General features: G+C 76.5%; 27 protein-coding genes. 12 read left to right on the top strand and 15 right to left on the bottom strand.

From position 1 onward, the window contains the following. Positions 1-100 precede the first annotated feature (100 nt). The gene (locus ACI781_RS15980; RefSeq protein ID WP_456567107.1) at positions 101-1,060 is read left to right on the top strand and encodes a 4-hydroxy-3-methylbut-2-enyl diphosphate reductase; all 960 of its coding nucleotides are present in this window, start codon (positions 101-103) and stop codon (positions 1,058-1,060) included. A 58-nt stretch (positions 1,061-1,118) separates the two neighbouring features. On the opposite strand, the gene ACI781_RS15975 is transcribed toward ACI781_RS15980, so the two are convergent. The 5 genes from ACI781_RS15975 to ACI781_RS15955 all read right to left on the bottom strand — a co-directional run bounded on the left by ACI781_RS15975 (position 1,119) and on the right by ACI781_RS15955 (position 6,198). Next, positions 1,119-1,949 carry a DUF6542 domain-containing protein gene (locus ACI781_RS15975; protein WP_456567106.1) on the bottom strand — a complete coding sequence of 277 codons (831 nt, stop codon included), beginning with the start codon at positions 1,947-1,949 and terminating at the stop codon, positions 1,119-1,121. A 218-nt stretch (positions 1,950-2,167) separates the two neighbouring features. Next, a complete protein-coding gene (locus tag ACI781_RS15970) occupies positions 2,168-3,244 on the bottom strand; it encodes a DNA recombination protein RmuC (protein ID WP_456567105.1) in 1,077 nt (358 codons plus the stop codon). A 116-nt stretch (positions 3,245-3,360) separates the two neighbouring features. Further along, positions 3,361-3,891: a methylated-DNA--[protein]-cysteine S-methyltransferase gene (locus ACI781_RS15965; protein WP_456567104.1), complete on the bottom strand. Its 531-nt coding sequence runs from the start codon at positions 3,889-3,891 to the stop codon at positions 3,361-3,363. Continuing rightward, positions 3,888-5,375 (bottom strand): AlkA N-terminal domain-containing protein, encoded by a 1,488-nt coding sequence (locus ACI781_RS15960; RefSeq protein WP_456567103.1) that lies wholly within the window; start codon positions 5,373-5,375, stop codon positions 3,888-3,890. Before ACI781_RS15960 ends, ACI781_RS15965 begins: the two co-directional genes overlap by 4 nt. Positions 5,376-5,442: 67 nt before the next feature. Continuing rightward, a complete protein-coding gene (locus ACI781_RS15955) occupies positions 5,443-6,198 on the bottom strand; it encodes a TetR/AcrR family transcriptional regulator C-terminal domain-containing protein (RefSeq protein ID WP_456567102.1) in 756 nt (251 codons plus the stop codon). A 104-nt stretch (positions 6,199-6,302) separates the two neighbouring features. Here ACI781_RS15955 and ACI781_RS15950 point away from each other — a divergent pair, with 104 nt between their 5' ends. The 3 genes from ACI781_RS15950 to galE all read left to right on the top strand — a co-directional run bounded on the left by ACI781_RS15950 (position 6,303) and on the right by galE (position 9,178). Next, positions 6,303-7,271, top strand: a complete 969-nt coding sequence (locus ACI781_RS15950) for an ATP-binding cassette domain-containing protein (protein WP_456567101.1) — start codon at positions 6,303-6,305, stop codon at positions 7,269-7,271. Then, positions 7,268-8,095 carry an ABC transporter permease gene (locus ACI781_RS15945; RefSeq protein WP_456567100.1) on the top strand — a complete coding sequence of 276 codons (828 nt, stop codon included), beginning with the start codon at positions 7,268-7,270 and terminating at the stop codon, positions 8,093-8,095. The genes ACI781_RS15950 and ACI781_RS15945 overlap by 4 nt, the downstream gene beginning before the upstream one ends. 117 nt (positions 8,096-8,212) lie before the next feature. Further along, positions 8,213-9,178 (top strand): UDP-glucose 4-epimerase GalE, encoded by a 966-nt coding sequence (galE, locus tag ACI781_RS15940; protein WP_456567099.1) that lies wholly within the window; start codon positions 8,213-8,215, stop codon positions 9,176-9,178. Positions 9,179-9,205: 27 nt separating this feature from the next. Here the strand turns inward: galE and ACI781_RS15935 are convergent, their stop codons facing one another. From ACI781_RS15935 to ACI781_RS15895, 9 genes are read right to left on the bottom strand one after another with little or no spacing between them, the layout of a single operon-like run. Next, a complete protein-coding gene (locus ACI781_RS15935; RefSeq protein ID WP_456567098.1) occupies positions 9,206-9,907 on the bottom strand; it encodes a PIG-L deacetylase family protein in 702 nt (233 codons plus the stop codon). Between the two features lie 11 nt (positions 9,908-9,918). Beyond that, a complete protein-coding gene (locus ACI781_RS15930; protein ID WP_456567097.1) occupies positions 9,919-11,127 on the bottom strand; it encodes a glycosyltransferase family 4 protein in 1,209 nt (402 codons plus the stop codon). Beyond that, positions 11,124-11,963: a sugar phosphate isomerase/epimerase family protein gene (locus tag ACI781_RS15925; protein WP_456567096.1), complete on the bottom strand. Its 840-nt coding sequence runs from the start codon at positions 11,961-11,963 to the stop codon at positions 11,124-11,126. The genes ACI781_RS15930 and ACI781_RS15925 overlap by 4 nt, the downstream gene beginning before the upstream one ends. Next, complete coding sequence (locus ACI781_RS15920) at positions 11,960-13,423, bottom strand: YcaO-like family protein (RefSeq protein ID WP_456567095.1); 1,464 nt, start codon at positions 13,421-13,423, stop codon at positions 11,960-11,962. Before ACI781_RS15920 ends, ACI781_RS15925 begins: the two co-directional genes overlap by 4 nt. Further along, complete coding sequence (locus ACI781_RS15915; RefSeq protein ID WP_456567094.1) at positions 13,420-14,298, bottom strand: MBL fold metallo-hydrolase; 879 nt, start codon at positions 14,296-14,298, stop codon at positions 13,420-13,422. Before ACI781_RS15915 ends, ACI781_RS15920 begins: the two co-directional genes overlap by 4 nt. Then, entirely contained in the window at positions 14,295-15,356 is a 1,062-nt protein-coding gene (locus ACI781_RS15910) for a Gfo/Idh/MocA family protein (RefSeq protein ID WP_456567093.1), read from the bottom strand. The genes ACI781_RS15915 and ACI781_RS15910 overlap by 4 nt, the downstream gene beginning before the upstream one ends. Beyond that, positions 15,353-16,354 carry a class I SAM-dependent methyltransferase gene (locus ACI781_RS15905; protein WP_456567092.1) on the bottom strand — a complete coding sequence of 334 codons (1,002 nt, stop codon included), beginning with the start codon at positions 16,352-16,354 and terminating at the stop codon, positions 15,353-15,355. Before ACI781_RS15905 ends, ACI781_RS15910 begins: the two co-directional genes overlap by 4 nt. A gap of 17 nt (positions 16,355-16,371) precedes the next feature. Beyond that, positions 16,372-17,271: a hypothetical protein gene (locus ACI781_RS15900; protein WP_456567091.1), complete on the bottom strand. Its 900-nt coding sequence runs from the start codon at positions 17,269-17,271 to the stop codon at positions 16,372-16,374. Further along, the gene (locus tag ACI781_RS15895; protein WP_456567090.1) at positions 17,268-18,491 is read right to left on the bottom strand and encodes an inositol-3-phosphate synthase; all 1,224 of its coding nucleotides are present in this window, start codon (positions 18,489-18,491) and stop codon (positions 17,268-17,270) included. The genes ACI781_RS15900 and ACI781_RS15895 overlap by 4 nt, the downstream gene beginning before the upstream one ends. Before the next feature lie 188 nt (positions 18,492-18,679). On the opposite strand from ACI781_RS15895, the gene ACI781_RS15890 reads away from it, so the two are divergent. The 6 genes from ACI781_RS15890 (at position 18,680) to ACI781_RS15865 (ending at position 23,404) form a co-directional block, all read left to right on the top strand. Further along, the gene (locus ACI781_RS15890; protein ID WP_456567089.1) at positions 18,680-19,612 is read left to right on the top strand and encodes an ABC transporter ATP-binding protein; all 933 of its coding nucleotides are present in this window, start codon (positions 18,680-18,682) and stop codon (positions 19,610-19,612) included. After that, a complete protein-coding gene (locus ACI781_RS15885; RefSeq protein ID WP_456567088.1) occupies positions 19,609-20,439 on the top strand; it encodes an ABC transporter permease in 831 nt (276 codons plus the stop codon). Before ACI781_RS15890 ends, ACI781_RS15885 begins: the two co-directional genes overlap by 4 nt. After that, complete coding sequence (locus tag ACI781_RS15880) at positions 20,436-21,674, top strand: sensor histidine kinase (RefSeq protein WP_456567087.1); 1,239 nt, start codon at positions 20,436-20,438, stop codon at positions 21,672-21,674. Before ACI781_RS15885 ends, ACI781_RS15880 begins: the two co-directional genes overlap by 4 nt. Then, on the top strand, positions 21,671-22,309 hold the full coding sequence (locus ACI781_RS15875; RefSeq protein WP_456567086.1) for a response regulator: 639 nt from the start codon (positions 21,671-21,673) through the stop codon (positions 22,307-22,309). Before ACI781_RS15880 ends, ACI781_RS15875 begins: the two co-directional genes overlap by 4 nt. Continuing rightward, positions 22,306-22,794, top strand: coding sequence for an N-acetyltransferase family protein (locus ACI781_RS15870; protein WP_456567085.1), 489 nt, complete (start codon positions 22,306-22,308; stop codon positions 22,792-22,794). Before ACI781_RS15875 ends, ACI781_RS15870 begins: the two co-directional genes overlap by 4 nt. 67 nt (positions 22,795-22,861) lie before the next feature. After that, positions 22,862-23,404 carry a glutathione peroxidase gene (locus ACI781_RS15865; RefSeq protein ID WP_456567084.1) on the top strand — a complete coding sequence of 181 codons (543 nt, stop codon included), beginning with the start codon at positions 22,862-22,864 and terminating at the stop codon, positions 23,402-23,404. A 25-nt stretch (positions 23,405-23,429) separates the two neighbouring features. On the opposite strand, the gene ACI781_RS15860 is transcribed toward ACI781_RS15865, so the two are convergent. Next, entirely contained in the window at positions 23,430-24,464 is a 1,035-nt protein-coding gene (locus tag ACI781_RS15860) for an alpha/beta fold hydrolase (RefSeq protein WP_456567083.1), read from the bottom strand. Between the two features lie 92 nt (positions 24,465-24,556). Here ACI781_RS15860 and ychF point away from each other — a divergent pair, with 92 nt between their 5' ends. Together ychF and ACI781_RS15850 are read left to right on the top strand one after the other, a co-directional pair. Further along, entirely contained in the window at positions 24,557-25,630 is a 1,074-nt protein-coding gene (ychF, locus tag ACI781_RS15855) for a redox-regulated ATPase YchF (protein ID WP_456567082.1), read from the top strand. 210 nt (positions 25,631-25,840) lie between these two features. Beyond that, the gene (locus tag ACI781_RS15850; RefSeq protein ID WP_456567081.1) at positions 25,841-26,194 is read left to right on the top strand and encodes a DUF1801 domain-containing protein; all 354 of its coding nucleotides are present in this window, start codon (positions 25,841-25,843) and stop codon (positions 26,192-26,194) included. Positions 26,195-26,320: the final 126 nt, after the last annotated feature.

Below are 26,320 nucleotides of genomic sequence, written 5' to 3'. Positions count from 1 at the left end.
GCATGAGTTCCGTCACGGAACCCCCCGGCCCACCTGCGGGGGCCCGGCCAGGGCCCGCGGCGGCCGGGGGACAGGTGGGTCCTGTCACTACCATGGGGTCATGGCTGATCAGCGCGGACGCGTCCTGCTCGCCGACCCTCGGGGCTACTGCGCCGGCGTCGACCGAGCGGTGGTGGCCGTCGAGCGTGCGCTGGAGATCCACGGGGCTCCGGTCTACGTCCGCAAGCAGATCGTCCACAACAAGCACGTGGTCGCGACGCTGGAGCGGCGCGGGGCGGTGTTCGTCGAGGAGACCGACGAGGTGCCCGAGGGCGCGGTCGTCGTCTTCAGCGCCCACGGGGTGTCCCCGGCGGTGCACGAGGAGGCGGCGCGCCGGTCGCTGCGCACGATCGACGCGACCTGCCCGCTGGTGACGAAGGTGCACTCGGAGGCCAAGCGGTTCGCCAAGGACGACTTCGACATCCTGCTGATCGGGCACCGCGGCCACGAGGAGGTCGAGGGCACCTCCGGGGAGGCCCCCGCACACATTCAGCTGGTGGACGGCGCCGACGACGTCGCGAACGTGCAGGTCCGCGACCCCGAGAAGGTCGTGTGGCTGTCGCAGACCACGCTGTCGGTGGACGAGACGCTCGCGACGGTCGACGCGCTGCGGGAGCGGTTCCCCACGCTGCAGTCCCCGCCCAGCGACGACATCTGCTACGCCACGCAGAACCGCCAGCAGGCGGTCAAGCAGATGGCGCCGGGCTGCGACCTGGTCATCGTCGTCGGCTCGACCAACTCGTCGAACTCCGTGCGGCTGGTCGAGGTGGCGCTGGAGGCCGGCGCCCGCGCCTCGTACCTCGTCGACTACGCCGCGGAGATCGACGAGGCGTGGCTGGAGGGGGTCTCCACGGTCGGCGTCACCAGCGGTGCCTCGGTGCCCGAGGTGCTCGTCGACGAGGTGCTGGACTGGCTCGCCCAGCGCGGTTACGGCGACGTGGAGACGGTCAAGGCCGCCGAGGAGCGGCTCGTCTTCGCCCTGCCCCACGAGCTGCGCCCGCGGCGGACCGACGCCGAGTGACCCCCTGACGCGCGAAGGGCCCCCGCCGGTCGGCGGGGGCCCTTCGTCGTCCCACGGGTCAGCGGCGGGCGGCCCAGCGGATCAGCGCGAGCACCAGGCCGGTGCCGGTGGCCGCGGCCATGACGGTGAAGCCCTGCCCCAGGGCCAGTTCGGCGGCGATCTTCGCCACCACCTGCTTCAGCCCGTCACCGTCGGTGCGGTGCACGAACTGCAGGACGGCGACGACGGCCAGGTAGACCAGCGGCGGGGCGATCACGGGCGTGACCAGGTCCCGGCGGCGAACGAGCAGCGTGGCCAGGGCGGTACCGCCCACCAGGCCGACGAGCGTGACCAGCCCGAGGTCGGGGCTGCCCGCGGCGTCCAGGAAGCCCGCCAGCAGCGTGATGGCGAACATGCCGACGACGGCGAGGCTGCCGCGCAGGCGGCTGCCGGTCTCCGGGGCCTCGGCCGGCGCGGGGCGGCGCGGGGCGCGCGGTGCGCCGGCGGCCGGGCCGGCCTCGTCGAGGTCGGGGCGCGGACGGCGGCGGCCGGCGTCGGAGGCCAGGCTGGCCGAGGGGCGCGGGTAGCCGGGCGTGACCCGGGCGGGGTCGCTCTGCGGGCGCGGCGGGACCCCGCGGTCGGCGGCCGGCGCCTGCGGGCGCGCGGTGGGCCGGCCCTGCGCGGAGGGGCGCTGCGCCGGGGGGCGCTGGGCGGCGGCGGGGACGGCGGGGCGAGGCCCGGGCGCGCCGGAGCGGCCGTGCGAGGGGAGCGGCGGCAGCGGCGGCAGCGGAGGGCGCGCGGGTCGCTCACCGGGACGGCCACCGGAGGACGGCCGGGCCGGACCGCCGGCGGACCGATCGGAGCGGGCCCCGCCATCCCGCCAGGTGTCGGCCGCACTCACCGAGGCCATGGCGCACCTCCCGTCCCGTTCGGGGGAGCCCGGGGAAGGGGCTCCCGTCGTCGGGGAAACGGTAGCGAGCCGACCTGGGGAGCGGGTGGAGGGAGCGCCGACGCGCGTGGGCAACTTCTGCCCAAGTGCGGGGCGGGAGCTGACCACTCGTGCCGGGCGCGGGGCGGGTGTGACCAGGGAGGACGCGCGCAACGGGGGAGGCGTCGCGGCGCCGCGGGTCAGCCGGCGGTGCCCTCGCGCTGGTCGGGCACCGCGGTCTGCTCGTGCGGTACCGGTGGCCGCAGCGCGCGGACGGTCGCCTCGATCGGCTGGGGTGCGGGCACCTCGGTCTCGGCCACCCCCAGCTCGTCGAAGCGGCGGGCCGCGGTCAGCACCGAGCGCTCGTAGGAGCCGACCGTGTCGTTGTACCGGGCCATCGCGCTGCCCAGGGCCGAGCCGAGCCGGGTCAGGTGGCCCGACAGGGTGGTGAGGCGGGCGTGCAGCCGGCGGCCCACCTCGAGCACCTGGTCGGCGTCGCGGGCCAGCCGCTCCTGGCGCCACGAGTAGGCCACCGTGCGCAGGAGGGCGAGCAGCGTGCTGGGCGTCGCCAGGACGACGTCGCGGCCGAACCCGTACTCCAGCAGCCCGGGCTCGGCCTCCAGGGCGGTGGTGAGGAAGCCGTCGGAGGGGACGAACAGCACGGTGAACGGTGCGGCCGGGCGGAAGGCGGTCGGGTACCGCCGGGCGGCGAGGGCGTCCACGTGCGCGCGCAGCTGGCGGGCGTGCGCGGCGACCCGCTCGCTGCGCACGGCCGGGTCGGTGGCCTGCACCGCGTCGATGTAGCCGGTGAACGGAACCTTCGCGTCGACGACCACCTGCCGGCCGTCGGCCAGGGTGACCACCAGGTCGGGGCGGACGCCGGCGCCGGCGTCGTTGGTGCCGCTGGGCTGCTCGACGAAGTCGCAGTGCTCCAGCAGGCCGGCGACCTCCACCACCCGGCGCAGCTGCACCTCACCCCAGCGGCCGCGGACGTGCGGGGTGCGCAGCGCCGTCACCAGCGCCGCGGTCTCCTGGCGCAGCTGCGCCGAGGTCTGCCCCACCGTGCCCATCTGCTCGCGCAGTTCGCCGTGCGCGGTGGCGCGGTCGCGCTCGATGCCGGCCAGCAGCCGGTGCAGGTGGTCCAGCGACTCGTGCACCGGCTCCAGCCCGGCGTCGTCGGGCCGGCGGCGACCCAGCAGCGAGACGGCCCCGAGGGTGACCGCGGTGGCCAGCAGCGCGCCGAACAGCAGGCCGAGGAGGAGGGAGGCGGCGTCCACGTCCGGCAGGGTGCACCAGCCCACCGACAGGACCGGCGCACCACGCGCGGCATGGGAGGCGATCCCCCCGTTGGCGGGCTTGAGACGTGGGGATGGCCTCCCATGCCTCGGGGGGATCAGGCGGGGACGGGGGCGTGCCGCGCCTCGTGGGCCAGCAGCCAGCGCTTGACGTCGGTGCCCCAGCGGAACCCGCCCATCCCGCCGTCGGAGCCGAGCACGCGGTGGCACGGCACGAACAGCGCGGCGGCGTTGCGGGCGCAGGCGTTGGCCGCGGCCCGGGCGGCGGTCGGGCGGCCGCAGCGGGCGGCGAAGCCGGCGTAGGTGTCCGGCCGGCCCGCGGGCACCGTGCGCAGCACCTCCCACGCCTCGGTGAGGAACGGCCCCGAGCGCTGCTGCACGGCCACCGCGTCGATCGCGCCGACGTCGCCGGCGTGGAAGGCCTCCACCACGTCGAGCACCGGCAGGCCGGGGTCGGCGGTGACCGACGCCGGCCGCAGCGCGGGGTGCACCACCGGCAGCAGGTCGCCGAGGTCGGCGGTCCAGCCACCAGCGAGGACGACGTCGGCGCCGTCGGGACCCTCGGTGACGACGACGGTGAACGGGCCGGGCGGGGTGGCCACGGTGGCGTGGCGGGCGGGGGCGGTCATGGCGCGCTCCGATCGCGGGTGGCGGGGAGGGGACGGGTGAACAGCGAGGGCACGGCCAGCGCCCACAGGTGCAGGACGGCGTAGGAGCGCCAGGGACGCCAGCGGGCGGCGGCCTCGGCGTCGGAGCTGCCCAGGGCCGCCAGGGACCGGCGCAGCGCCAGGTCGCCGGGCAGCCAGACGTCGGGGTCGGCCAGCCCGCGCAGCCCGACGAGCGCCGCCGTCCACGGGCCGATGCCGGGGACGGCGAGCAGCGACCGGGCCGCCTCCTCGCGGTCGGCCCCGGGACCGAGCGCCACCGTCCCGTCGGCCAGGGCGGTCGCCAGAGCGGTGACGGTGCGCCGCCGGGTCCCGGTGAGCCCGACCGCCGAGAGGTCGGCGCCGGCCAGCGCGCCGGGCCGGGGGAAGGCGTGGGTGAGGGTGCCGCACGGCTCGGGGAGGGGCGTGCCGGCGGCCGTCAGCAGCCGGGCGGTGAGCGTGCGGGCGCCGGCGACCGACACCTGCTGGCCGAGCACGGCGCGGACGGCGCACTCCGCGGCGTCCGGGGAGGCCGGCACGCGGCGGCCGGGGGCGGCGGCCACGAGCGGGGCGAGCGCGGGGTCGGCGCCCAGCACCCCGTCGACGGCGACGGGGTCGGCGTCGAGGTCCAGCAGCCGGCGGCAGCGGGCGACCGCGGCGGCCAGGTCACGCAGCTGTGCCAGCCGCAGCCGGGCGGTCACCGCGCAGCCCCCGGCAGGGGAGAGGTGCACGACCGCGGGGCCGTGCGGCAGGTCGAGCACGCGGGAGAACGTCGTCCCGTCCCACTCCTCCAGGCCCGGCACGGCGTGCGCCCCGAGGAACAGCAGCACCTCCGCCGCGTCGAACGGCGGGCGGGCGGCCAGCCGCACCGTCAGCTCGGCCGGGGTGCCCGGCGGGGTGCCGGGGCGGCGCCGGCGCAGCTCGGTGGGCGTGGCGGCGAAGACCTCGCGGACGGTGTCGTTGAACTGGCGGACGCTGGCGAAGCCCGCGGCGAAGGCCACGTCGGTGACCGGCAGCGGGGTGGTCTCCAGGAGCACCCGCGCGGTCTGCGCCCGCTGCGCCCGGGAGAGCGCGAGCGCGCCGACGCCGAGCTCGGCGACCAGGTGCCGGTGCAGCTGCCGCTCGGAGTAGCCCAGCCGCGCGGCCAGGCCGGGGACGCCGGAGCGCTCCACCTCGCCGTCGGCGATCAGCCGCATCGCCCGGGCGACGACGTCGGCGCGGGCGTCCCACTCCGGCGACCCGGGCACGGCGTCGGGGCGGCAGCGGCGACAGGCGCGGTAGCCGGCGGACTGGGCGCCGGCCGCGGTGCTGAAGAAGGAGACGTTGGCGGCCAGCGGGGTGCGCGCCGGGCAGGAGGGGCGGCAGTAGATGCCCGTCGTCCGGACGGCGGTGACGAACCACCCGTCGAAGCGGACGTCGCGGCCGGCCACCGCGCGGTAGCAGCGCTCGTGGTCCAGGGAGGCCGTCATGGATCCAGCGTGCCACCCGGCCAGGGGGTCGACCGGCGGGAATCGGACGTCGCCGTGCGGCCTCCGCTCAGCCCTCGACCATGGCCGCGATGCCGTCGAGCAGCCGGGCGAGGCCGAATTCGAACGAGCGCGCCGGGTCGCCGGCGCCGAGCTCCGGGCCGGCCACGGGCCCGACCCGCGCGGCCGTCGGGAACCGCTCGGCGTCGAACACCTTCTCGATGTGCGGCTCGGTGGCCCGCCACCACTGCTCGTCGGTCAGCCCGCTGCTGCGCTCGGCGGCGGCCTGGTCGTGCACGCTGACCACGCTGCCGCGCACGAAGGCGCCGACCAGGGTGATGACGAGGTCCATCTCGACCTCCGACAGGCCCAGCCCGTCGGCGGCGGCGAGTTCCAGGTCGTACTTGCGCATCAGGTTGGGCCCCAGGATCGGCCGGCCGGTGCCGACGCCGGCCGCCCACGGGTGCCGGACGAACAGGGCCCAGTTCTCGCGCGCCACCGCGCTCAGCCGCGCGCGCCACGGGCCGGCGGGCGGCTGCTCGTAGAGCTCGCCGAGGACCGCGTCGTACATCAGGTCGACCAGCTCGGCCTTGCCCGGGACGTGGGTGTAAAGGGTCATCGCCCCGACGCCCAGCTCCGTCGCCAGCCGGCGCATGGTCACCGCGCCCAGGCCCTCGCGGTCGGCCAGCGCGACGGCGGCGACCACGACGCGGTCGACGTCGAGGCCCGCCCGCGGCCCGGGGCGGCGGCCGGGTTCGCCGGGGGTGCGCCACAACAGCGCCATCGTGCGGGCGGGGTCCCCGCCGCCACTGGACTCGATCGCCATGACGCCAGCCTCTCCCATCCGCGTCCGGCGCCTTGCGGAACCATCTCCGTACAGCGTACGTTACCGCCCGCGATGGATCTCGTACAACGTACGGAGGTGGCGTGGTGGAGGTAGCGGTACGGGTCCGCGGGCTGGTGCGGCGGTTCGGGGGGCGCACGGTCCTCGACGGGGTGGACCTCGACGTGGCGGCCGGCTCGGTGTGCGCCCTGCTCGGGCCGAACGGCGCCGGGAAGACGACGGCGGTGCGGGTGCTCACGACCCTGCTGCGGCCCGACGGCGGCACGGCGGAGGTCGCCGGCGTCGACGTCGGCACCCGTCCCCGGGAGGTGCGCCGTCGGATCGGCGCCGTCGGCCAGCAGCCCACGGTCGACGAGGTGCTCGGGGCCCGGGAGAACCTGGTGCTCTTCGGCCGGCTGCACCACCTGGACCGGGTGACCGCCCGGCGCCGCGCCGGCGAGCTCCTCGAGCAGGTCGGCCTCGCCGACGTCGACGACCGCCCGGTGCGGCAGTTCTCCGGCGGGATGCGCCGCCGGCTCGACCTCGCCGCCGGCCTGGTCCTGGCACCCCGCGTGCTGTTCCTCGACGAGCCGACCACCGGCCTGGACCCGGCCGGCCGGCGCGACGTCTGGGACACGGTGCGGGCCCTCGTCGGCGGCGGGACGACGGTGCTGCTCACCACGCAGTACCTCGAGGAGGCCGAGCGGCTGGCCGACCAGGTGTGCGTGCTGGACGGCGGCCGGGTCGTCGCCCGCGGCACACCGGGGGAGCTGACGGCGGCGATCGGTGGGGACCGGCTGGAGCTGGTGCTGACCGACGCCACCCGCGCGGAGGAGGCGGCGCGGCTGGCCGAGCGGGTGGCGGCCGCGGACACGTCGGCCGGGCCGCCCCCGCCGGACGGGGCCCGGGTCGTCGTCCCCGTCGCGCGGCGCGGCGGCGTGGTCGCCGAGGTGGTCCGGGCCCTGGACGACGCGGGCATCGGGGTCGCCGACCTGCTGCTGCGGCCCACCACCCTGGACGAGGCCTACCTGCGGATCACCGGCCGCGAGCGCGCTCCCGAGCGGGTGACGGCGTGACCGCGGCGCAGGTGGCAGGCGCGCCGCCCGCCGAGACCCCCGCCGGGCGGCTGCGCTGGGCGGTGACCGACGCGCTCACGGTCGCCGGCCGCGACGTCGCGCACTGGCGGCGCGAGCCCGCCGTTCTGCTGGTCGGACTGCTGTTCCCGGTGCTGATGATGGTCACCTTCGTGTACCTGCTGGGCGGCGGCATCGGCGTCCCCGGCGGCGACTACCGCGACTTCATGGTCCCCGGGATGCTCGCGCTGGTCATGCTCTTCGGCCTCGAGGGCACGATGAGCGCCGTCGCCACCGACACGCAGCGCGGGGTCACCGACCGGTTCCGCACGCTGCCCATGGCCCCCTCGGCCGTGGTGGCCGGCCGCTGCCTGGCCGACCTCGGCTCCTCGGTCGCCGGGCTGGCGCTCGTCGCCGCGGCCGGGCTCGCGATGGGGTGGCGCCCGGACGTGGGGCCGGGGCTGGTGGCCGCCGCCGCGCTGCTCCTGCTGCTGCGCGTCGGCTTCCTCTGGGTGGGCATCTGGCTCGGCCTGCTGGCCCGCGACCCCGGGGTGGTCACCGCCGTGCAGATCCTGGTGTGGCCCTTCGCCTTCCTCTCCAACGTCTTCACCCCGACGGCGTCGATGCCGGGCTGGCTGGGGGCGGTCGCGGAGTGGAACCCGGTGGCGGCCACGGTCACCGCCGTCCGGGAGCTGACCGGGGTGCCGGCCGGGTCCGGCGGGTGGGCCACCGAGCACGCGGCGGTGCTGGCGGTGGCGTGGCCGCTCGTCCTCACCGGGGTGTTCGGCGTCCTGGCCGTCCGCCGGTGGCAGCGCCTGTCGCGCTGACCGCTCGACAGGCCGGGGCAGGTACGGGATGCTTGGCTCCTGACCGGATGAAGAGTCGTGCACCACCGAGTGGTGCACCTCCCGGGGAGGTCGCGTGCGAGACCGTGGGTGCGCTCGGTGACCTGGCTGGTCACGGGTGGCGCGGGCTACGTCGGCGCGCACGTCGTGCACACGATGACCGCGGCCGATGAGGACGTCGTGGTGCTCGACGACCTCTCCACGGGTGTCGCCCAGCGCCTGGAGACGCTGCCGGTGGCGCTGGTCGTCGGCTCCGTCCGCGACGGGGGGCTGGTGCGCCGGGTGCTGCGGGAGCACGCCGTCACCGGTGTCGTCCACCTCGCGGGGCGCAAGCAGGTCGCCGAGTCGGTGGCCGACCCGCTGCTGTACTACCGCGAGAACGTCGAGGGCCTGATCGCCCTCCTCGAGAGCTGCCGGGCCGAGGGCGTCACCAGCCTCGTGTTCTCCTCCAGTGCCTCCGTCTACGGCGTCCCGGGCACCGACCGCGTCGGTGAGGACGCGGCCTGCGACCCCGTCTCCCCCTACGGCCGGACCAAGCTGGTCGGGGAGTGGCTGCTGCGCGACAGCGCCGCCTGGGGTCTGTCCTCGACCTGCTTGCGCTACTTCAACGTGGCCGGCGCCGGCTCCCCCCGGCTCGGCGACCTCGGGACGGCGAACCTGGTCCCGCTGGTGTTCGCCGCGCTGGACGCCGGCCACCCGCCGGTGCTCTTCGGGGACGACCACCCCACGCCCGACGGCAGCCCTGTCCGCGACTTCGTGCACGTCGCCGACGTGGCGGAGGCGCACCTCGGTGCCGTGCGCGCCCTCCAGCGGGGCGCGCCGGGCGGCACGTACAACGTCGGTCGCGGTGAGGGCGCGAGCGTGCTCGAGGTGCTGCGGGTCATCGGCGAGGTGACCGGCGGCGACACCACACCCGAGGTGGCCGGCCGCCGGCCCGGGGACCCACCCCTGGTCGTCGCCGCGGTCGACCGGATCCGCCGGGAGCTGGGCTTCCGCGCGCGCTGCGACCTGCGGGCCATCGTGGGCAGTGCCTGGACGGCGTGGCGCGCCCAGCGGTCCCTCTGAGCGAGCGCCCCGGCCGAGGCCCCCGGCTCAGCCGACCAGCGCCTCCGCCCGGCCGTCGGCCAGCAGCGGCTCGGGGAGGCCGGTGAGCGCGGCCCGCATCGCCGCCACGCCGCCGAACTGGAACCCGAGCTGGGTGGCGTAGCAGGCGCAGGCGTCGGCGCGCCGGTCGAGGTCCTGCGGCAGCTCGAGCTCGGCCAGCCCGCCGGGGAGGTCCGGCCCGGGGACGGCGCCCGGCTCCCGCAGCACGTACGGGCTGTCGCGCCACCACAGCGTCGGCCGGTCCAGCGAGGCGACGGCGCGCAGCACCTGCCGGTGGTCGACGTGCCCGCCGAGGGCCTGCGGCGCCAGCCAGACGTCGACGTCGAGCGGCCGCAGCGCGTCGGCGACGGCGCGCCACACGTCGTCGCCGTCGTGCACGCCGGCGAACAGGTCCGGGGCGCTGTCGTACCCGCGGTGCGGCGCCTCGGGCAGCGGCAGGTGCACCGGTGTCGCGCCCAGCACGGCCATCGCGGCGACGTCCTCGGCCCGGCGCAGCGCCATGTAGTCGGCGTCGGGCGGCAGGCCCTTGTCCAGCTGGCAGGCCAGCGCGAACCCCGCCGGGTCGGGCACGCTCGCGGTGAGGCAGGTGACCACCGTGACCTCGTGCCCGGCCGCGGCCAGCGCAGCGAGGGTGCCGCCGACGGAGAACGCGGCGTCGTCCAGGTGCGGGCTGACGGCTGTGACACGCATCCGGACACCCCCTACAGCAGGTGGGCCGCCGACCGGAACCGGCAGGCGAGGTCGACGCCGGCCGGCACCGACCAGTCGAGGTCCGGCGCGGTGCCGGCCAGCTCGGTGTAGACGGCGTCGATCGAGCGGGCGAGCACCGGCCACGAGTACAGCCGGCGCACCTCCTCCAGCGCCGTCGCCGCCAGCCGCTCCCGCAGGGTGGCGTCGCCGAGCAGGCGGTCCAGCGCCGCCCGCAGGCCGGCCACGTCACCGGGGGAGTGCAGCAGCCCGTTCTCCTCGTGCCGCAGGCAGTCCACGACGCCGACGCTGGTCGTGCTCACCGTCGGCAGCCCGCTGGCCATCGCCTCCAGCAGGGTGTTGCTGAACCCCTCGCTGTAGGTCGGGCTGACGAAGACGTCGGCGCGCCGGTACACCGCCGGTGCCTCGTCGGGCGGCACGTACCCGAGGAACGTCGTCCGCCCGTCGGCGCGCGCCCTCGCCTCGTCCAGGTCCGGGCCGATGCCGGAGACCACCAGCCGCACGCCGTCGGGCAGCGCCTCCAGCAGGTCCAGCACGCCCTTGCGGCGGTCGACCCGGCCGTGGAACAGCAGCACCGGCGGGTCCTGCAGCGCGCCCAGCGGCCGCTCGGCCGGGGTGAAGCGGCGGGTGTCGGTGGCGCCCGGGACGATCCGGAAGCGCACCGGGTCGCTGCCGAGGTTCGCGACCACCTCGTCGCGGAAGCTGTCGCTGCCGATCAGCACCGCGCCCGAGGAGTCGACGACGGTGCGCATCGCCTGCGCGTGGGTGGTGCAGCAGGTGCCGACCCAGTGTCCGTCGCCGCCCTGGATGCTCACCACGCTGGGCAGCCCCGTGCGCCGGGAGGCCTCGAGCACCGCCAGGCCCGGCGGGTAGCCGTACTGGGCGTGCAGCACGTCGAACGGGCGCTGCTCGTGCAGGCCGACGACGGTGCGCACGATCTCGTCGATGTCGCCCTCCCAGTCCGCGGGGACGACGGTCTCGCCGCGGCTGGCCAGCGCCACCACCTCGACCCCGGCGGGCACCCGGTCGGGCGGGGGTGGGCCGCCGCCGTAGACCCGGGTGCCGGCCTCGTCGTCCCGGTACTGGCTGACCAGCGTCACCTCGTGGCCGAGCGCGACGAGCTCGCGCAGCAGGTTCTCCGCGTAGACGCTCATCCCGCTGACCGCCGGCCAGTACCGCCGGCTGACGAAGCAGATCCTCACGAGGCCTCCTCGGCCGCTCGCAGCGTGGCCATCGCCCGCGGCACCATCTCGTGCGCCCGGTGCCCGTCGCGGGAGAGCTCGAGGGTGACCAGCCGGTCGAACGACGCCTCCCGCAGTGCCCGCAGCACCGCCGGCAGGTCGACGTCCCCCTCGTCCAGCGGCAGGTGGTCGTGCACGCCGCGGCGCATGCCCTCGACGGCGACCGTGCCCAGCTGCGGGGCGAAGGCGGCCACCGCCTCCTGCGGCTCGTACGCGCCGGAGACGACGCAGTGCCCGGTGTCCAGCGCGAGCGTGATGCCGGGGACCTCGGCCGCCAGCTTCGCCCAGGCGTCGCAGTCCTCGACGAGCATCCCCGGCTCCGGCTCGACGGCCAGCGCGTAGCCGCGCCCGCCGTGCGTCTCGACCAGCGCCCGGACGCCGTCCACCAGCCAGCCCCACGCCTCCCCGCGGTCGACGCCGGCGCGCGGCACCCCGGCCCAGGAGCTCACCGCCTCGGCGCCCAGCACCTCCGCGAGGTCGCAGGCCAGCCGCAGGTAGGCCAGCCGGCGCGCGCGGCCGGCCGGGTCCGCCGTCACCAGCGTCGGCTCGTGCTTGACCCGCGGGTCGAGCAGGTACCGCGCGCCGGTCTCCACGACCACGCCCAGGCCCAGCTCGTCGCAGCGCGCCCGCACCCGCTCGGCCTGGGCGAACGCGTCGTCGGCGAACGGGTCCAGGTGGACGACGTCGAGGGTCAGCGCGACCCCCGCGTAGCCGCAGTCGGCGAGGAAGGGCAGTGCGTCGGACAGCCGGTGGGAGGTCAGCCCGTTGGTGTTGTAGGCGTACCTCAGCTGGGTCATCGGGCCAGCACCTCCGCGACCGCGTGCCGGCCGGGCTCCCGGTACAGCGGGTACAGCGCCCCCACCCGCCGGTCGGCGCCTACCCGGTCGAACCAGGCCGGGCCGCCGAGCCGCTCCTCGGCGTCCGCGGTCAGGTGCACCCGCGCCCAGCCGCCGGGGTCGGCGCCCACCGCCACGAGCGGCTCGCCCCGGTCGAGCAGCCGGCGCACCCCGCGCTCGCCGATGCGGCCGTAGGACATCGTCTCCACCTCCAGCCCGGGCACGAGCACCTTGGCCGCGACCGCCTCGCCGGCCGAGGGCTGCAGCTCGGCCAGCACGTCGAACCCGGCGTCGTGCAGCGCTCCGGTCACGTGCCCGTGCAGGTCGTCCCCGTCGTGGCGGGGCAGGTCGGCCAGCCGCGCGGTCTGCCGGCGCGACAGCACCGTGTCGTGCAGCAGCTCGGTCAGCGCGCCGGTGCCCATCCGGGTCCAGGCGAGCATCGCCTCCAGCGCGCGGTCCTCCTCGACCAGCCGCTCCGGCGGGTGCCCGGTGCGCCACGAGTCCAGGTAGCCCGGCGGCGTCGCCGGCAGCACCGTCTCGTACGGCCCGTGCATGAACGCCTTGCGGCTGCGGGCCGAGGCGAACTCGTGCAGCGCCTTGCGGACGGCGGTGTCCCGGTCGGGGTGCGCCGCCTCTCCGCACGCCGTCGCCATGACCGGCACCGGCTCCGAACCGTCCCGGGAGCAACCGACCGCGTAGACGTCGACGACGCCGAAGGCGGTGCTCGCCAGCTTCACCACGACCTCGATGCCGGCGGCGTCGAGCCGGCCGAGGAGGGCCAGGGCGTCGGGGTCGCGCAGGCCGTCGAGGTCGAGCACGATGCCGCGGTCCATGGCGCGGAAGGCGGTCGCGTTGCCGTCGCGCTGCAGCACCTCCAGCAGGGCGTGGGTGACCGCCCGGTCGGCGTCGAACGCCGCGCCCTGCCCGTTGGTGATGACCGTGGTCAGCCAGCCGCCGGGCGGGGGGTCGCCGGGCAGGTCCTGCGGCGCGGAGGCGACGAGCTCGGCCGGGACGAGCACCGTCTCGCCGTCGCGCAGCCGGGTCATGGGCAGCCACTGGAGCGGCCGGTCGTCGTCGTAGGCGCTGCCGGCCTCCAGGCACAGCGTGCGCGGGTCGGCGACCCGGTCGCGGCCCGCGCGGCGCGCCAGCTCGGCGTACGAGGCCTGCACCCGCTGGGCGTGCTCGTGGGCCCGCACCGACAGCGCCATCTCCGCCATCTCGCCGAGCGCCCCGGTGCGGGCCTCCTCGCGGGTGGCGCCGTAGCCGAGCCCGCTGCCGCCGGGGTGCCGGGACGTGGCCGGGAGGACGGCGCTGTGCAGCGGCACGTCGAGCACGTCCAGCCCCTCGATCGCGAACTCCTCGACCGGTGCGGGGAACGAGTCGCGGTAGCGCTGGGCGACACGTGCGATGGTCGCGGTCACAGGTCCTCCAGGGGGACGGGGGCGGCGTCCGGCGGCGCGGCCAGCAGCCGCTTGACGAGGTGCACGACGTGGTCGGTGGTGACTCCCGGGACCATCTCGAACGGGGTCGCCACGGTGTCGAACTCCAGCGCGCCGATCACGGCGAGGTAGTCGCGCAGCTCGCCGTGCGACAGCGGGATCTGTGCGTGGAAGGCCTTGTGCGCGCTGAGCGCGACCGGGGTGCCGTCGGCGGCGAGGTCGACCTTGAGCGAGTCGCCGCAGAACAGCACGCGCCGGCGCCGGTCGTGCAGCACCGAGTGGCCGGGGAAGTGCCCGCCGGTACGGTGCAGCGTCAGGCCGGGCGCCAGCTCCAGGACGTCGTCGGCCGGCCAGGTCACCCGGAAGGCCTTGGTCCACTCCAGGTCGCGCACCCCGACGCACACGGTCCGCGGCTCCAGCTCCCGCTGCAGCTGCCACAGGGCGCCGTAGCCGTGCACGTGGCTGGCGGCCAGCACGTCGAACCCGCCGCGCTCGGCCGCCATCCGGCGCAGCTCGGCGAGCATCTCGTCGGTGTAGAACGGCGCGCACTCGAAGCCGACCAACCCGGCGTCGGTCTCGATGACCCAGCCGACGCTGTCGAGACCGAAGCGGGGCGCCGTGCCGAACCCGGTCACGCCCGCGACCGGGGCGGGCCGCCAGTGCCCGGTGACCAGCTCGCCGGCCTGCTTCTCGGTCACGAACTCGAAGCCGTGCTGCGGCAGCGCGTTGCGGACGTCGGCGCACACCGGGCAGGTGAGCGGCCCCGGTGCGGGCCAGCGCTGCCAGTGCCCGCAGTTGGTGCAGGCGTAGGCGGGCAGGTCGGGCAGCAAGCCGCGGTAGGGGTTGGTCGAGGTCACGGCGTCCTCTCCGGGATGGGGTCGGCGGGTGCTCGGTCACTGCCCACGTGAGGTGGGCAATGGCCGAGCACCCGCGGAGGGGTGGCGGCGGACAGGGTCTGCACGAGCAGGCGGTGCAGCGCCAGGTCGCGGGCGGCCGGGTACGGCCAGGCCGCGTCGCCGGCGACCGCGGCGGTGAAGGCGGCGAACTGGGCGGCGAAGGGCGCCATGTCGGCGACGGGGACGTCGACGGGGTCCGGCCGGTGCACCGTCAGTGTCCCCCCGGGCGTCTGCCCCATCGTGTCGACGGCGACCGCCATCCCGCGGGTGCCGACGACCTCGAGGCGGCGGCGGGGCAGGGCGTCGGGGGTGTTGTAGGCGACGTGCAGGTCGACGAGCACCCCGCCCGCGGTGCGACCGGCCAGCAGCGCGCCGTCGTCCACCCCGTAGCCGTGCACCCGGGTCTGCAGCGTGGCGGTCAGCTCGACGACGTCCTCGCCGAGCAGCACGCCGGCCAGGTCCAGCCCGTGTGGCGCGAGGTCGATGGCCGCGCCGCCGCCGGCCCGGGCCGGGTCGACCCGCCAGTTGTCGTGCGGCTGCCCGTCCGGCGTCCAGTCGGCGGGCAGCCAGCAGCAGTAGACGACGCGGACGGCGGTCACCGTGCCGAGCTCCGGGACGAGCTCGCGCAGCCGCGCGTGCGCGGGATGCCACCGCTGGTCGAACGCGGTGCCCAGCAGCACCCCGGCGCGGTCGGCGGCGGCGACGAGGGCCTGCGCGTCGGCGGTGTCGGCGGCCAGCGGCTTCTCGCAGAGCACGGCCTTCCCGGCGGCCGCGACCGCCTCGACGACCTGCCGGTGCGCCGCGTTGGGTACCGCGACGTAGACGGCGTCGAGGCCGGGGGTGGCGAGGAAGGTAGCGAGGTCGGTGGTCGCGGGGACTCCGCCGTCGAGCCGGGCCAGCGCGGCAGCGTCGCGGTCGTGCAGGGCGACTACGCGGGCACCCGGGGTGGTGAGCAGCGCCGGCAGCGCGTGGTCGCGGGCCACCCAGCCGCACCCGGCGATGCCCCACCCGACGGTCACCAGGCCTCCGGCAGGTCGACGAGCAGCCGGCGGCGGGCGGCGTCGGTGGGCAGCGCGTCGGGCCAGCGCGCCGGCAGGTACGCCGACCGGGGCCCGTACTCGGCGGCGTAGCGCGCGCTCGGCCAGGTGCGCACGCCGTCGCTGTAGAGGGGGTTGGGTACGAGCGGGCCCAGCGGCTCCCCGAGGTCCGGTCCGGGTCCGAGCGGGTCCCCGGCCACGAGCGCGACGGCCTCGCTGCCGTGCAGGTCCCCGGGGGCCGCGGGACGCGGCGGGCGGCCGGCCAGCAGCGCGGCGGTGAGCTCGGCGTCGTCGTAGAGGAGACCGGCGCCGAGCACCTCGGCGTAGCCCTCCGGCGTCAGCGGCTCCCCGTGCGGGTCGGCCACGTGCGCGTGCCCGACGACGACGGTGCCGCCCGGCCCGGCCAGCGCGCGCATCGCCGCGGCCGCCGCCGGCTTGTCGCGCAGGAAGTAGAAGGCGTCGTGGCACATCACGTACGCCGGCGCCGCCACCGCGAGGTCGGGGGCGGCGGTGAGGTCGGCGCAGACGTAGCGGGCCTGCGGGCAGACGAACCGTCGGGCGAGCCAGAGCTTGGCCCACACGACGTCCACGCCCAGCAGGTCGGTTCCCCCGCGGCGGGCGAGCTCCCGCAGGTGCGCGCCGATCCCGCAGGCGACGTCGACCACCGGCCGGTCGCCGGGCCAGTGCGCCTGCAACAGCGCCAGCCCGGCCAGGTGGGTGGGGTCGGACCACCGGTGGGCGAAGTAGTCGCCCACCCGGCCCATGCCCAGCAGCGCCATGGCCTCGCGCAGGGTCCCGGCGGCCGGCACCCGGGCCAGCTGCTCCGGCGGCGGGGGCGGCTCGGTCCACCAGTCGTCGGCGTCGGAGAGCAGGGCCACCCGCGCCCGGTCCACCTCGCCGTGCGCGAGCAGCCCGGCCACCTCCGCCCGCAGCTCGTCGCGGCCGGCCCGCGCGAACGGGATCCCGTCGACGACGGGCACATCTACCACCGCGCGGCTCACAGGCCGGCCGCCGCCAGGACGTCGAGGTGGAACGCCTGCACCGGCCCGGCGTGCACGAGCTCCAGGTCGTCCAGCGCCTGCTCCACCGTGAACGTGGCCGCGCGGGCGTGGTGGTGCACCTGCAGCACCCGGTCGAGGACGTCGGCGGCGTGGAAGGCCTGCGACTCGGGGGCGGCGGCGTCGGCGCGCAGGGCGAGCACCGTCCGCAGCCGCCCGGCCAGCGGCCCGGGCAGGGTGTCGAGCTGGTCGGCGTCCAGGGTCTCCAGCACGCGGGGGAGGGCGCCGCCGAGCAGCACCTCGCCGGCGAACCCGGCGTCGGGCAGGACGACGTTGTGCAGGTGGTGGGCGAGGCCGAGCAGGAACGGGACGACGGGGTCGGCGCCTACGACCGGCGCGACGAGCACCCCGTAGACGGCGACGGTCAGGCAGTGGTCGCCGTGGCTCTCCGGCGGCTCGACGACCACGCGGGCCCGGCCCGGGGCGGTCGCGCCGGCCCGAGGCTGCCGGTTCAGCGACGCGGCCACTGTCGGGACGTCGGGGGAGGGCAGCGCGGTGGGAAGCGCCTCCCGCAGCCGCTCGCGCAGGACGTCGTCCAGGGGCCCGGCGACCTCGTCGAAGCCGCGGCGCAACACGGCGAGCGTCTCCCGGTCGTCCAGCCCGGCCCCGCGCAGCACGGTGCCGTCGATGCCGGCCAGCCGGGCACGGGCGACCGCGGCGGCGGTCTCCGACAGCGCCACCGCGGCCGCGTCCTCGCCGGCGGTCAGCCGCCCCCACGCCCGGGCGAAGGCCTGCTCGGCCAGCGAGCCGGGGGCGGCGGCCACCCGCACCCGCTTGGCGTCGCCGATCTCGGCCAGCAGCGGCCGCAGCCGGCCCAGCGCGTCCAGCGCGGCCGTCACCGGGCGGGGGTGCCGGCGCCGAGCCAGTCGAGCAGCGCCTGCTCCTGGCGGTGCAGGGCGTGCTGGGGGGTGCCGCCGCCGGGGGTCATCGGCGCCTTGAAGAACCAGCCGAACTGCTCCTGGACCCCGCCCTCGCCGCGCTGCTGCGCGAGGTCGGTGAGCCGGGCCAGCTCGATGGCCAGCGGTGCGGCGAGGATCGAGTCGCGGCACTGGAAGTCGACCTTGACCTGCATCCGCTGTCCGAGGAAGCCGACCAGGTCGATGGCGTCCCAGGCCTCCTTCTGGTCGCCTCGGGGCCGGTAGTAGTCGATGCGCACCACGTGGTCGGCGACCGGGTAGCCGAGGATCGAGTCCAGCACGCTGCCCTTGGTCTGCAGCTTGCTGTTCAGCGAGTCCGGGTCGTCGAGGGCCAGGCCGTCGCGGTTGCCCAGGATGTTGGTCGAGTACCAGCCCTCGACGGTCAGCGCGCGGCTGCGGAACGCCGGGGCGAGCACCGTCTTCATCATCGTCTGGCCGGTCTTGCCGTCCTTGCCGGCCAGCGGCACCCCGTGCCGGCCGGCGAGTTCGACGAGCGCGGGCACGTCGGCGGCCAGGGAGGGGGTGAAGTTCACGTAGCCGACGCCCTCGGTGATCGCCGCGTAGGCGTAGACCATGGCCGGGGTGATCGACCGGTCGTCGGCGTCCAGCCCGGCCTCGAACGCCTCGGCGGTCTGCAGCGCCGGGGCGGCCGGGTCGGGCCACCGCTCGGTGGAGGCGAGGTTGACCAGCACCAGGCCGTCGAGCCGCTGCTCGGCGCGGAAGCGGGCGAGGTCGGCGCGGACGGCGTCGGCCTGCGCGCGGCGGGTCTCGGCCAGCAGCACGTTGCCGCCGCTGACGTTGCGGCAGAAGTCGGCGTCGCCGGCCGCGGGCCACGGGGTGATCGCCGACAGCGCCGGCGCCACCTGCCCCAGCTGGCGGGAGTCGAGGACCGCGTGCTGCTCGGCGGCCTTGGCGAGGTCGGACCCGTCCAGGTCCCAGCCGGCGACGACGAGGTCGGCGTAGTCGGCCATCCCGGTGGCCGCCGCGACGGGCACGCCGTCGAGGTCGAGCCCGGCCAGCGGGAGCCCGTCGGGGGCGACCACCCCCTGGCGCAGCAGCTCCAGCCCCGCCACGGCGGTCGTCGCGACCGCCCCTCCCAGGCCGACGACAGCGATCCCGACCCGACGTACCCCAGCAACCAACGGAAGCCTCCAGTTGTGCCGTAGAAGGTGGTGTACGACCGAGACTGGCACAGTCGGATGGCGCCCGCCCCCCGACGACGGGCCGCCCCGGCGAACGCCCGGCGCACGTCCGGTGTCCACCGACCGGTGGACGGCCGGTCGGCGGCTCGTCGGTCCCGGCGGGCGCCGCCGGCCGACAGGCTCGGGCCATGACGACGACACAGACGGCGCCCCGCCGGGCGGGCACCTCGGGCAGCGGCAGCGAGCCGGCCGTGCGGGTGCGCGGCCTGGTCAAGAGCTACGGCGGCCGCGCGGTCGTCGACGGCCTGGACCTCGACGTCCCCCGCGGCGAGTGCTTCGCCCTGCTGGGCCCCAACGGCGCCGGCAAGACGACCGCCGTGGAGATCCTGGAGGGGGTCCGCCGCCGCGACGCCGGGGAGGTCACGGTGCTGGGGGCGGACCCGGCCACCGCCGGGCGCGCCTGGCGCGACCGGGTGGGCGTGGTCGCGCAGACCACCGGCGCCGGGAACGCGCTGACCGTGCGGGAGACCCTCGACCACTTCGCCGGCTACCACGGGGTCCCGCGCGACACCGCCGAGCTGCTGGACGCGGTCGGGCTCACCGAGGCCGCCGGCCGGCGCGTGGACCGGCTGTCGGGCGGCCAGCGCCGGCGGCTGGAGGTCGCCCTCGGCGTGCAGGGCCGCCCGGAGCTGGTGTTCCTCGACGAGCCGACCACCGGGATGGACCCCGTCGCCCGCCGGCAGTTCTGGGCGCTCGTCCGCAGCATGCGCGACAGCGGGACGACGGTGCTGCTCACCACCCACTACCTCGACGAGGCCGCGCACCTGGCCGACCGCGTCGGGGTGCTGGCCGGCGGCCGGCTGGTCGAGGTCGCGCCGCCCGGTGAGCTCGGCGCCGAGCTGCGCCGCACCGCCACCGTCCGCTGGACCGAGGCCGGCGCGCCGCGGGAGGTGCTCACCGCCGAACCCGCCGCCGTCCTGCGCGACCTGCTGGCCGCGCACCCGGCCGGCGAGGTCCCCGGCCTGACCGTCACCCGCCCCGACCTGGAGGAGGTCTACCTCCGCCTGGTCGGGACCGATCCCGCCGCCGTCACCGCCGACCCCCAGGGAGCCTCCCGATGACCGCCGTCCTCGCGCCCGCGACCACCCGCCCGGCCCCGCCGTCGGCCGCCGCCATCGGCCTCGCCCGCACCCGGCTGGAGCTGCGGCTGTTCCTGCGCGACCCGGCGCAGGTGCTGTTCGCCTTCGCCTACCCGGTCGTGATGCTGCTGATCTTCGCGTCGGTGTTCGAGGACCAGGACACCCCCAGCGGCGTGCCCTTCGCGCAGTACTTCCTCGCCGGGATCGCCGCCACCGGCATCCTGCTGACCAGCTTCCAGGCCGTCGGCACCGGCATCGCCGAGGAGCGCGAGCGCGGCGACCTCGCCCGGCTGCAGACGCTGGGCACCCCGCCGGTCGGCTACTTCGCGGGCAAGGCCGGCCAGGTGCTGGTCACCACCGTGGCCCAGCTGGCCGTGCTGCTGACCGTCGCCACGACGGTGTTCGACGTGCCGCTGCCGACCGACCCCGCGCGCTGGGCGACCTTCGGCTGGGTCGTCGTCCTGGGGGCCACCGCCGGCACGGTGCTCGGCATCGCGGTCTCGGCCCTGGGCGGCAGCTCGCGGGCGATCGGCAACGGCATCACCGCCTCCGCCGTCGTCCTGCAGTTCTTCTCCGGCGTCTTCTTCGTGTACTCCGAGCTGCCCGGCTGGATGCAGCAGGTCGCCTCCCTGCTGCCGCTGAAGTGGATGGTGCAGGGCATGCGGTCGGTGTTCCTGCCCGACGGCGCCGCCGCGGTCGAGCCGGCCGGCACGTGGGAGCACGGCCTGACCGCCGCGGTGCTGGCCGGATGGGTGATCATCGGGGCCGTGATCTGCGCCCGGACCTTCCGCTGGCGGCGCCCGGCATGACGTGGTCGGCCCGCCTCGCCGCCGCCGTCCTCCCCCCGCGGGAGGACGGCGGCGGTGCACCGCTGTCCGCGCGCGGCTGGCGGGCGACCGTCGTCGGGATGCACGTCATCTCGGCGCTGCTGTGGGGGCTGGCCCTGCTGACGGTGCTGACCGGCGACGCGGTCGACGACGGCGCCCGCGGCCCGGCGTTGGCGGTGCTGGCGGTGCTCGCCGTGGCCTACGCGGTCGCGGGCGGGCCGGCGATCGGCGGTGGCCGGCCGGCGCGCAGCCTGGTCTACCTGGTCGTGCTGGTGACCGCGTTCGGGGTCCTCGGCTGGCTGGCGCCCCGGCTGCTGTTCCTGCTCTTCCTCGCCTACCCGCAGGTCTGGTTCGCCGTGCAGGGCCGGCGGGTGGGGGTCGCCTGGACGGTCCTGCTCGCCGCCGCCGGGGCGGTGGGCCCGGTGGTCGCCGGGACGTCGGGCCGTGCCGCCGGCGACGTGGCGCGGGAGGCGGGGATCGGGCTGCTGTTCAGCCTGGCGCTGGGCCTGTGGATCAGCCGGGTGCTGCAGCAGAGCGCCGAGCGGGGCGAGCTGATCGCGTCGCTGGAGCGCACCCGCTCGGAGCTGGCCACCGTCGAGCGGGAGCGCGGGGTGATGGAGGAGCGGGAGCGGCTGGCCCGCGAGGTGCACGACACGCTCGCGCAGGGCTACACGAGCATCGTCGTCCTGGCGCAGACCGCGGCCGCCCAGGTGGACACCGACCCGGCCGCGGCCGGGGAGCGGCTGCGGCTCATCGAGGAGGTTGCCCGCGACAACCTGGCCGAGGCGCGCGCGGTCGTCGCCGCGTTCCGGCCGGTGGCGCTGGACGGGTCGACGCTGCTGGAGGCGCTGCAGCGGCTGGCCGAGCGGTTCGCCCGCGAGACCGGCCTGCGGGTGCGGGTCGACACGGCCGCGCTGGGGGAGGGGGTGGCGCTGCGCCGCGACGAGGAGGTCGTGCTGCTGCGCGGGGCGCAGGAGGCGCTGACCAACGTCCGCCGGCACGCCGGCGCCTCCGCCGTCGTGGTGCGCGTCTCCCGGCTCGCCGGTGTGGTGTCGGTGCACGTGGAGGACGACGGCGTGGGCTTCGACCCGGCGGCGGTCACCGGCGCCGGCCTGGAGGGGCTGCGCGGGCGGGCGGAGCAGGTGGGCGGTGAGGTCGACGTGGCCTCCGCCCCGGGAGAGGGGACGCGGGTGACCGTGCGGGTGCCGGGATCGTGAGCGGGATCAGGGTGCTGGTCGTCGACGACCACCCGGTGGTGCGCGGCGGGCTGGTCGGCTGGCTCGACGCCCAGCCCGACCTCGATGTGGTCGGCGAGGCCGGTGACGGCGCGGAGGCCTTGGCGCGGGTCGCGGAGCTGGCGCCGGACGTCGTCCTCATGGACCTGCGCATGCCGCGGATGGACGGCGTCACGGCGATCGAGCGGCTGGCGGCCACGCACCCCGGGGTGCGGGTGCTGGTGCTGACCACCTACGACACCGACGCCGACATCGTCCGCGCGGTGGCCGCCGGCGCGACCGGCTACCTGCTCAAGGACGCCCCGCTGCCGCAGCTGGCCGACGCCGTGCGCGCCGCCGCCCGCGGGGAGACGGTGCTGGCGCCGCCGGTGGCCGCGCGGCTGGTGTCGCGGATGCGCGCCCCGGCGGTGGAGGAGCCGACCGCGCGCGAGCTGGAGGTGCTGGCCGGGGTCGCGCGTGGGCTGACCAACGCCGACATCGGCCGGGAGCTGTTCATCGGGGAGGCGACGGTGAAGACCCACCTGCTGCGGCTGTTCGCCAAGCTCGGCGTCGACGACCGCACCCGGGCGGTGATGGTCGCGGTGGAGCGCGGGCTGCTGCCGCGGCCGGGCGCGTGAGCGTCGTCGTCCGCCGGGCGCGGACCGAGGACGCCGCCGGGCTCGCCGCGATCAGCCGGGCGGCGATCGAGGTGTCGGCGGCGGAGCACTACACGCCGGCGCAGCGGGCGGTGTGGGCCCGCCGGCGCACCGAGGAGGCCCACGCGCGCTACGTCGAGGTGACGGTCGTGCTCGTCGCCGAGGTGGACGGCGGCCCGGCCGGCTTCGCCTCGCTGGCGGTGGCGCCGGTCGACGGGCTGGTGCCCGGCGAGGTGGACCAGCTGTTCGTCGCGCCGTCCGCGGGCGGGCGCGGGGTGGCGCGGGCGCTGCTGGCCGAGGTCGAGTCGCTGGCCCGCGCGGAGGGGCTGGCCGAGCTGGTCACGCACGCCTCGTGGCGGGCGGCGCCGGTGTTCGCCCGGGCGGGGTTCCGCGAGGTCGAGGTGGAGACCGTGGCGGTGGACGGCGTGGAGCTGACCCGCGTGCGGATGGCGAAGGACCTGGGCTGACGGGAACACGGGAGCGGGTGGCGGGGCTTCTGCGGGAGCAGCAGCCCCGATCCGAGAGGACCCCCGCATGACGACCCACGACTTCACCGTCGAGACCGCCGACGGCTCCACCCAGCGCCTCGGCGACTACGCGGGGAAGGTGCTGCTCGTCGTCAACACCGCCAGCAAGTGCGGGCTGACGCCGCAGTACGAGGGGCTCCAGGAGCTGTACACGCGCTACCGGGAGCAGGGGCTGGAGGTGCTCGGCTTCCCGTCCAACCAGTTCATGGGCCAGGAGCCGGGGACCGACGCGGAGATCCAGGAGTTCTGCTCCACGCAGTACGGCGTCACCTTCCCGGTGTTCGCCAAGGTCGACGTCAACGGCGCGGGCGCGCACCCGCTGTGGACCCACCTGCGCGCCGCCGACCCCGGCGACTTCTCTGCCGAGACCGCGCCCGGCCTCTACGAGCACATCGCCCGGGGCAACCCCGCCACGATCGGCACCGACGAGGTGAAGTGGAACTTCACCAAGTTCCTCGTCGGCCGCGACGGCGAGGTCATCCGCCGCTACGAGCCGACCGTGGCCCCCGACCGGATCGCCGGGGACATCGAGGCGGCGCTGGCGGCCTGAGCCGCCGCCCGCCCGGCCCGACCGCTCAGGCGGTCGCGGCCGGGCGGGACGAGCGCTGCAGCGCCCGGTCCACCAGCGCCAGCAGGCGGTCGCTGACCGCGCGCCGTCGCTCCATCTGCACCATGTGCCCGACCCCGGGGAACACGGCGAGCTCGGCGTCCGGCAGGGCCGCGGCCATGGTGCGGCTGTGCTCGACCGGGCACAGCCGGTCGGCGTCGCCCACCGCGATCAGCACCGGCACCGCGCGCAGCGCCGCGAGGGCCTCGGCGCGGTCGTGGTCGGAGAACGTGGGCATGAACGCGGCGACGGTCTCGGCCGTCGTCCGGCGGTGCACCTCGGTCGCGGCGGCGATGTCGGCCGCGTCCGCCGTGCCGCTGAAGATGAGCCACATGTCCAGGCGGCCGACCGCGCGCGGCTTCCCGGCCAGCTCGGCCTTCACCGCACGCTCGTTCAGCACCGGCAGCAGCTTCTTGACGGCGCGGGCGACCGGCGCCGGCAGCCCGTAGGTGACGGCGTCCAGCCCGCCGGAGCTGGTGCCGACCAGCGCGACTCCGGCGATGCGGTCGCCGAACAGCCCGGGCCGCTGCTCGGCGAGCGCGATCACCGTCATGCCGCCCATGGAGTGGCCGCCGAGGACGACGGGCCCGGCCGGGACGGCCTCCTCCAGCACCCGGGCGAGGTCGCGGGCGAGCTGCTCGATGGTGGCCCGGTCGCGCGTCGTCGGCCCCGAGTCGCCGTGGCCGCGGTGTTCGTAGACGACCACCTGCAGGTCCGGCCGGGCGTCGAGCAGGTCGCGGACCTGGCCGGCCCACAGCCGCGAGGACTGCACGTAGCCGTGCGCGAGGACGACGGTCGCCGCCGGCCGCTCCGCGCCGAAGACCTCGACGTGCAGGGCGACGCCGTCCTCGGTGGTGACGGTGCGGGTCCGTCCGCGCGGCGGGGGCGGGGGCGTGGCGGTCGGCCCGGCGGCCGGCGTGGCGGGGCGGGCGGCGCGGCGGCGGGCGACGACGACCCCGGCGGTGAGGGCGGCGAGACCGACGGCGGCGGTGGAGGCGCGCATGACCGGGGATGGTGGCAGGGCCCGGCAGCCGCGTCGACGCGAGCGCCGCGACCGTCCTCGGGTGTCCGCGGCGCCCCGTACGCTGGTCTCCCGTGAGTCTCACCATCGGGATCGTCGGTCTGCCCAACGTCGGCAAGTCGACCCTGTTCAACGCGCTGACCAAGAACGACGTCCTGGCGGCGAACTACCCGTTCGCCACGATCGAGCCCAACGTCGGCGTCGTCGGCGTCCCCGACCCGCGGCTGGACCGGCTGGCCGAGGTGTTCTCGTCGCAGAAGGTCATCCCGGCAACGGTCTCGTTCGTGGACATCGCAGGCATCGTGCGCGGCGCCAGCGAGGGGCAGGGCCTGGGCAACAAGTTCCTGGCCAACATCCGCGAGAGCGACGCGATCTGCCAGGTGATCCGCGTGTTCACCGACCCCGACGTCGTCCACGTCGAGGGCAAGGTGTCGCCGAAGGACGACATCGAGACGATCAACACCGAGCTCGTCCTCGCGGACATGCAGACGCTGGAGAAGGCGATCCCGCGGCTGGAGAAGGAGGCGCGCAAGGACAAGGAGCGCGCCGCGCTGCACGCCGCCGCCGTCGCCGCAGCCGAGGTGCTGGACACGGGGCAGACGCTGTTCGCCGCCGGCGTGGACACCGAGCCGCTGCGCGAGCTGTCGCTGCTGACCACGAAGCCGTTCCTCTACGTCTTCAACGTCGACGCCGACGAGCTGGGCAACACCGAGCTCCTCGACGAGCTCCGCGCGCTCGTGGCGCCGGCCGAGGCGATCTTCCTCGACGCGCAGACGGAGTCCGAGCTGATCGAGCTGCCCGCCGAGGAGGCCGCGGAGCTGCTGGAGTCGATCGGGCAGAACGAGCCCGGCCTCGACCAGCTCGCCCGCGTCGGGTTCCGCACCCTCGGGCTGCAGACCTACCTGACCGCCGGGCCGAAGGAGGCCCGCGCCTGGACCATCCCGGTCGGCGCCACCGCCCCCCAGGCCGCCGGTGTCATCCACACCGACTTCCAGCGCGGCTTCATCAAGGCCGAGATCGTCTCCTTCGACCACCTCATGGAGGCCGGGTCGATGGCCGAGGCGAAGGCCCGCGGCTGGGTCCGCATGGAGGGCAAGGAGTACGTGATGGCCGACGGCGACGTGGTGGAGTTCCGCTTCAACGTGTGACGGGGTCTGCCGACCGGATGATCAGATCCGTCCGCATGCCAGTAGCCTGACCGCGGTGGTACGCCACCGACTGCGCTTCCACGTGGCAGACCACGTGAATCATCGCGGAGAGGCCTGAGCACCTCAGGACATGTCCGGATGGGGTGCGGCGCGCTGATGCGCCGACTTCATTGCGCCGATGCCTGGCATCGGTCGACGAGAGGACATGGCATGTCGTCGAAGGACGAGAAGAACCTCGCCCAGGTGATCGACAAGATCGCGGGGATGGACGAGCCGCGGCGGTCGATCGTGCAGCGCGTGCACGAGATCATCGTGGCCACCGCGCCCGCGCTGAAGCCGCGGATCTGGTACGGGATGCCGGCATACGCCCTCTCACCGGGCGCCCCGGCACTGGTGACGTTGCGCAACGACGAGCGCCTCAACCTCGCGATCACCGAGAAGGCGGACTTCCGGCCCGCAGGCGGCGCGGACGGAGCCCTGATGCCGGCGGCCTGGTACTTCGAGACCCTCGACGCAGCGACGGAGGAGCGCATCGCCGAGATCGTCCGCGCCGTCGTCTCCTGAGCTGTCGTGGGGGGGGGGGGGGGGGGGGGGGGGGGGGGGGGGGGGGGGGGGGGGGGGGGGGGGGGGGGGGGGGGGGGGGGGGGGGGGGGGGGGGGGGGGGGGGGGGGGGGGGGGGGGGGGGGGGGG

The organism is Blastococcus sp. SYSU D00695 (genome assembly GCF_054050555.1).
This window is presented reverse-complemented; position numbering and strand designations above follow the sequence as displayed.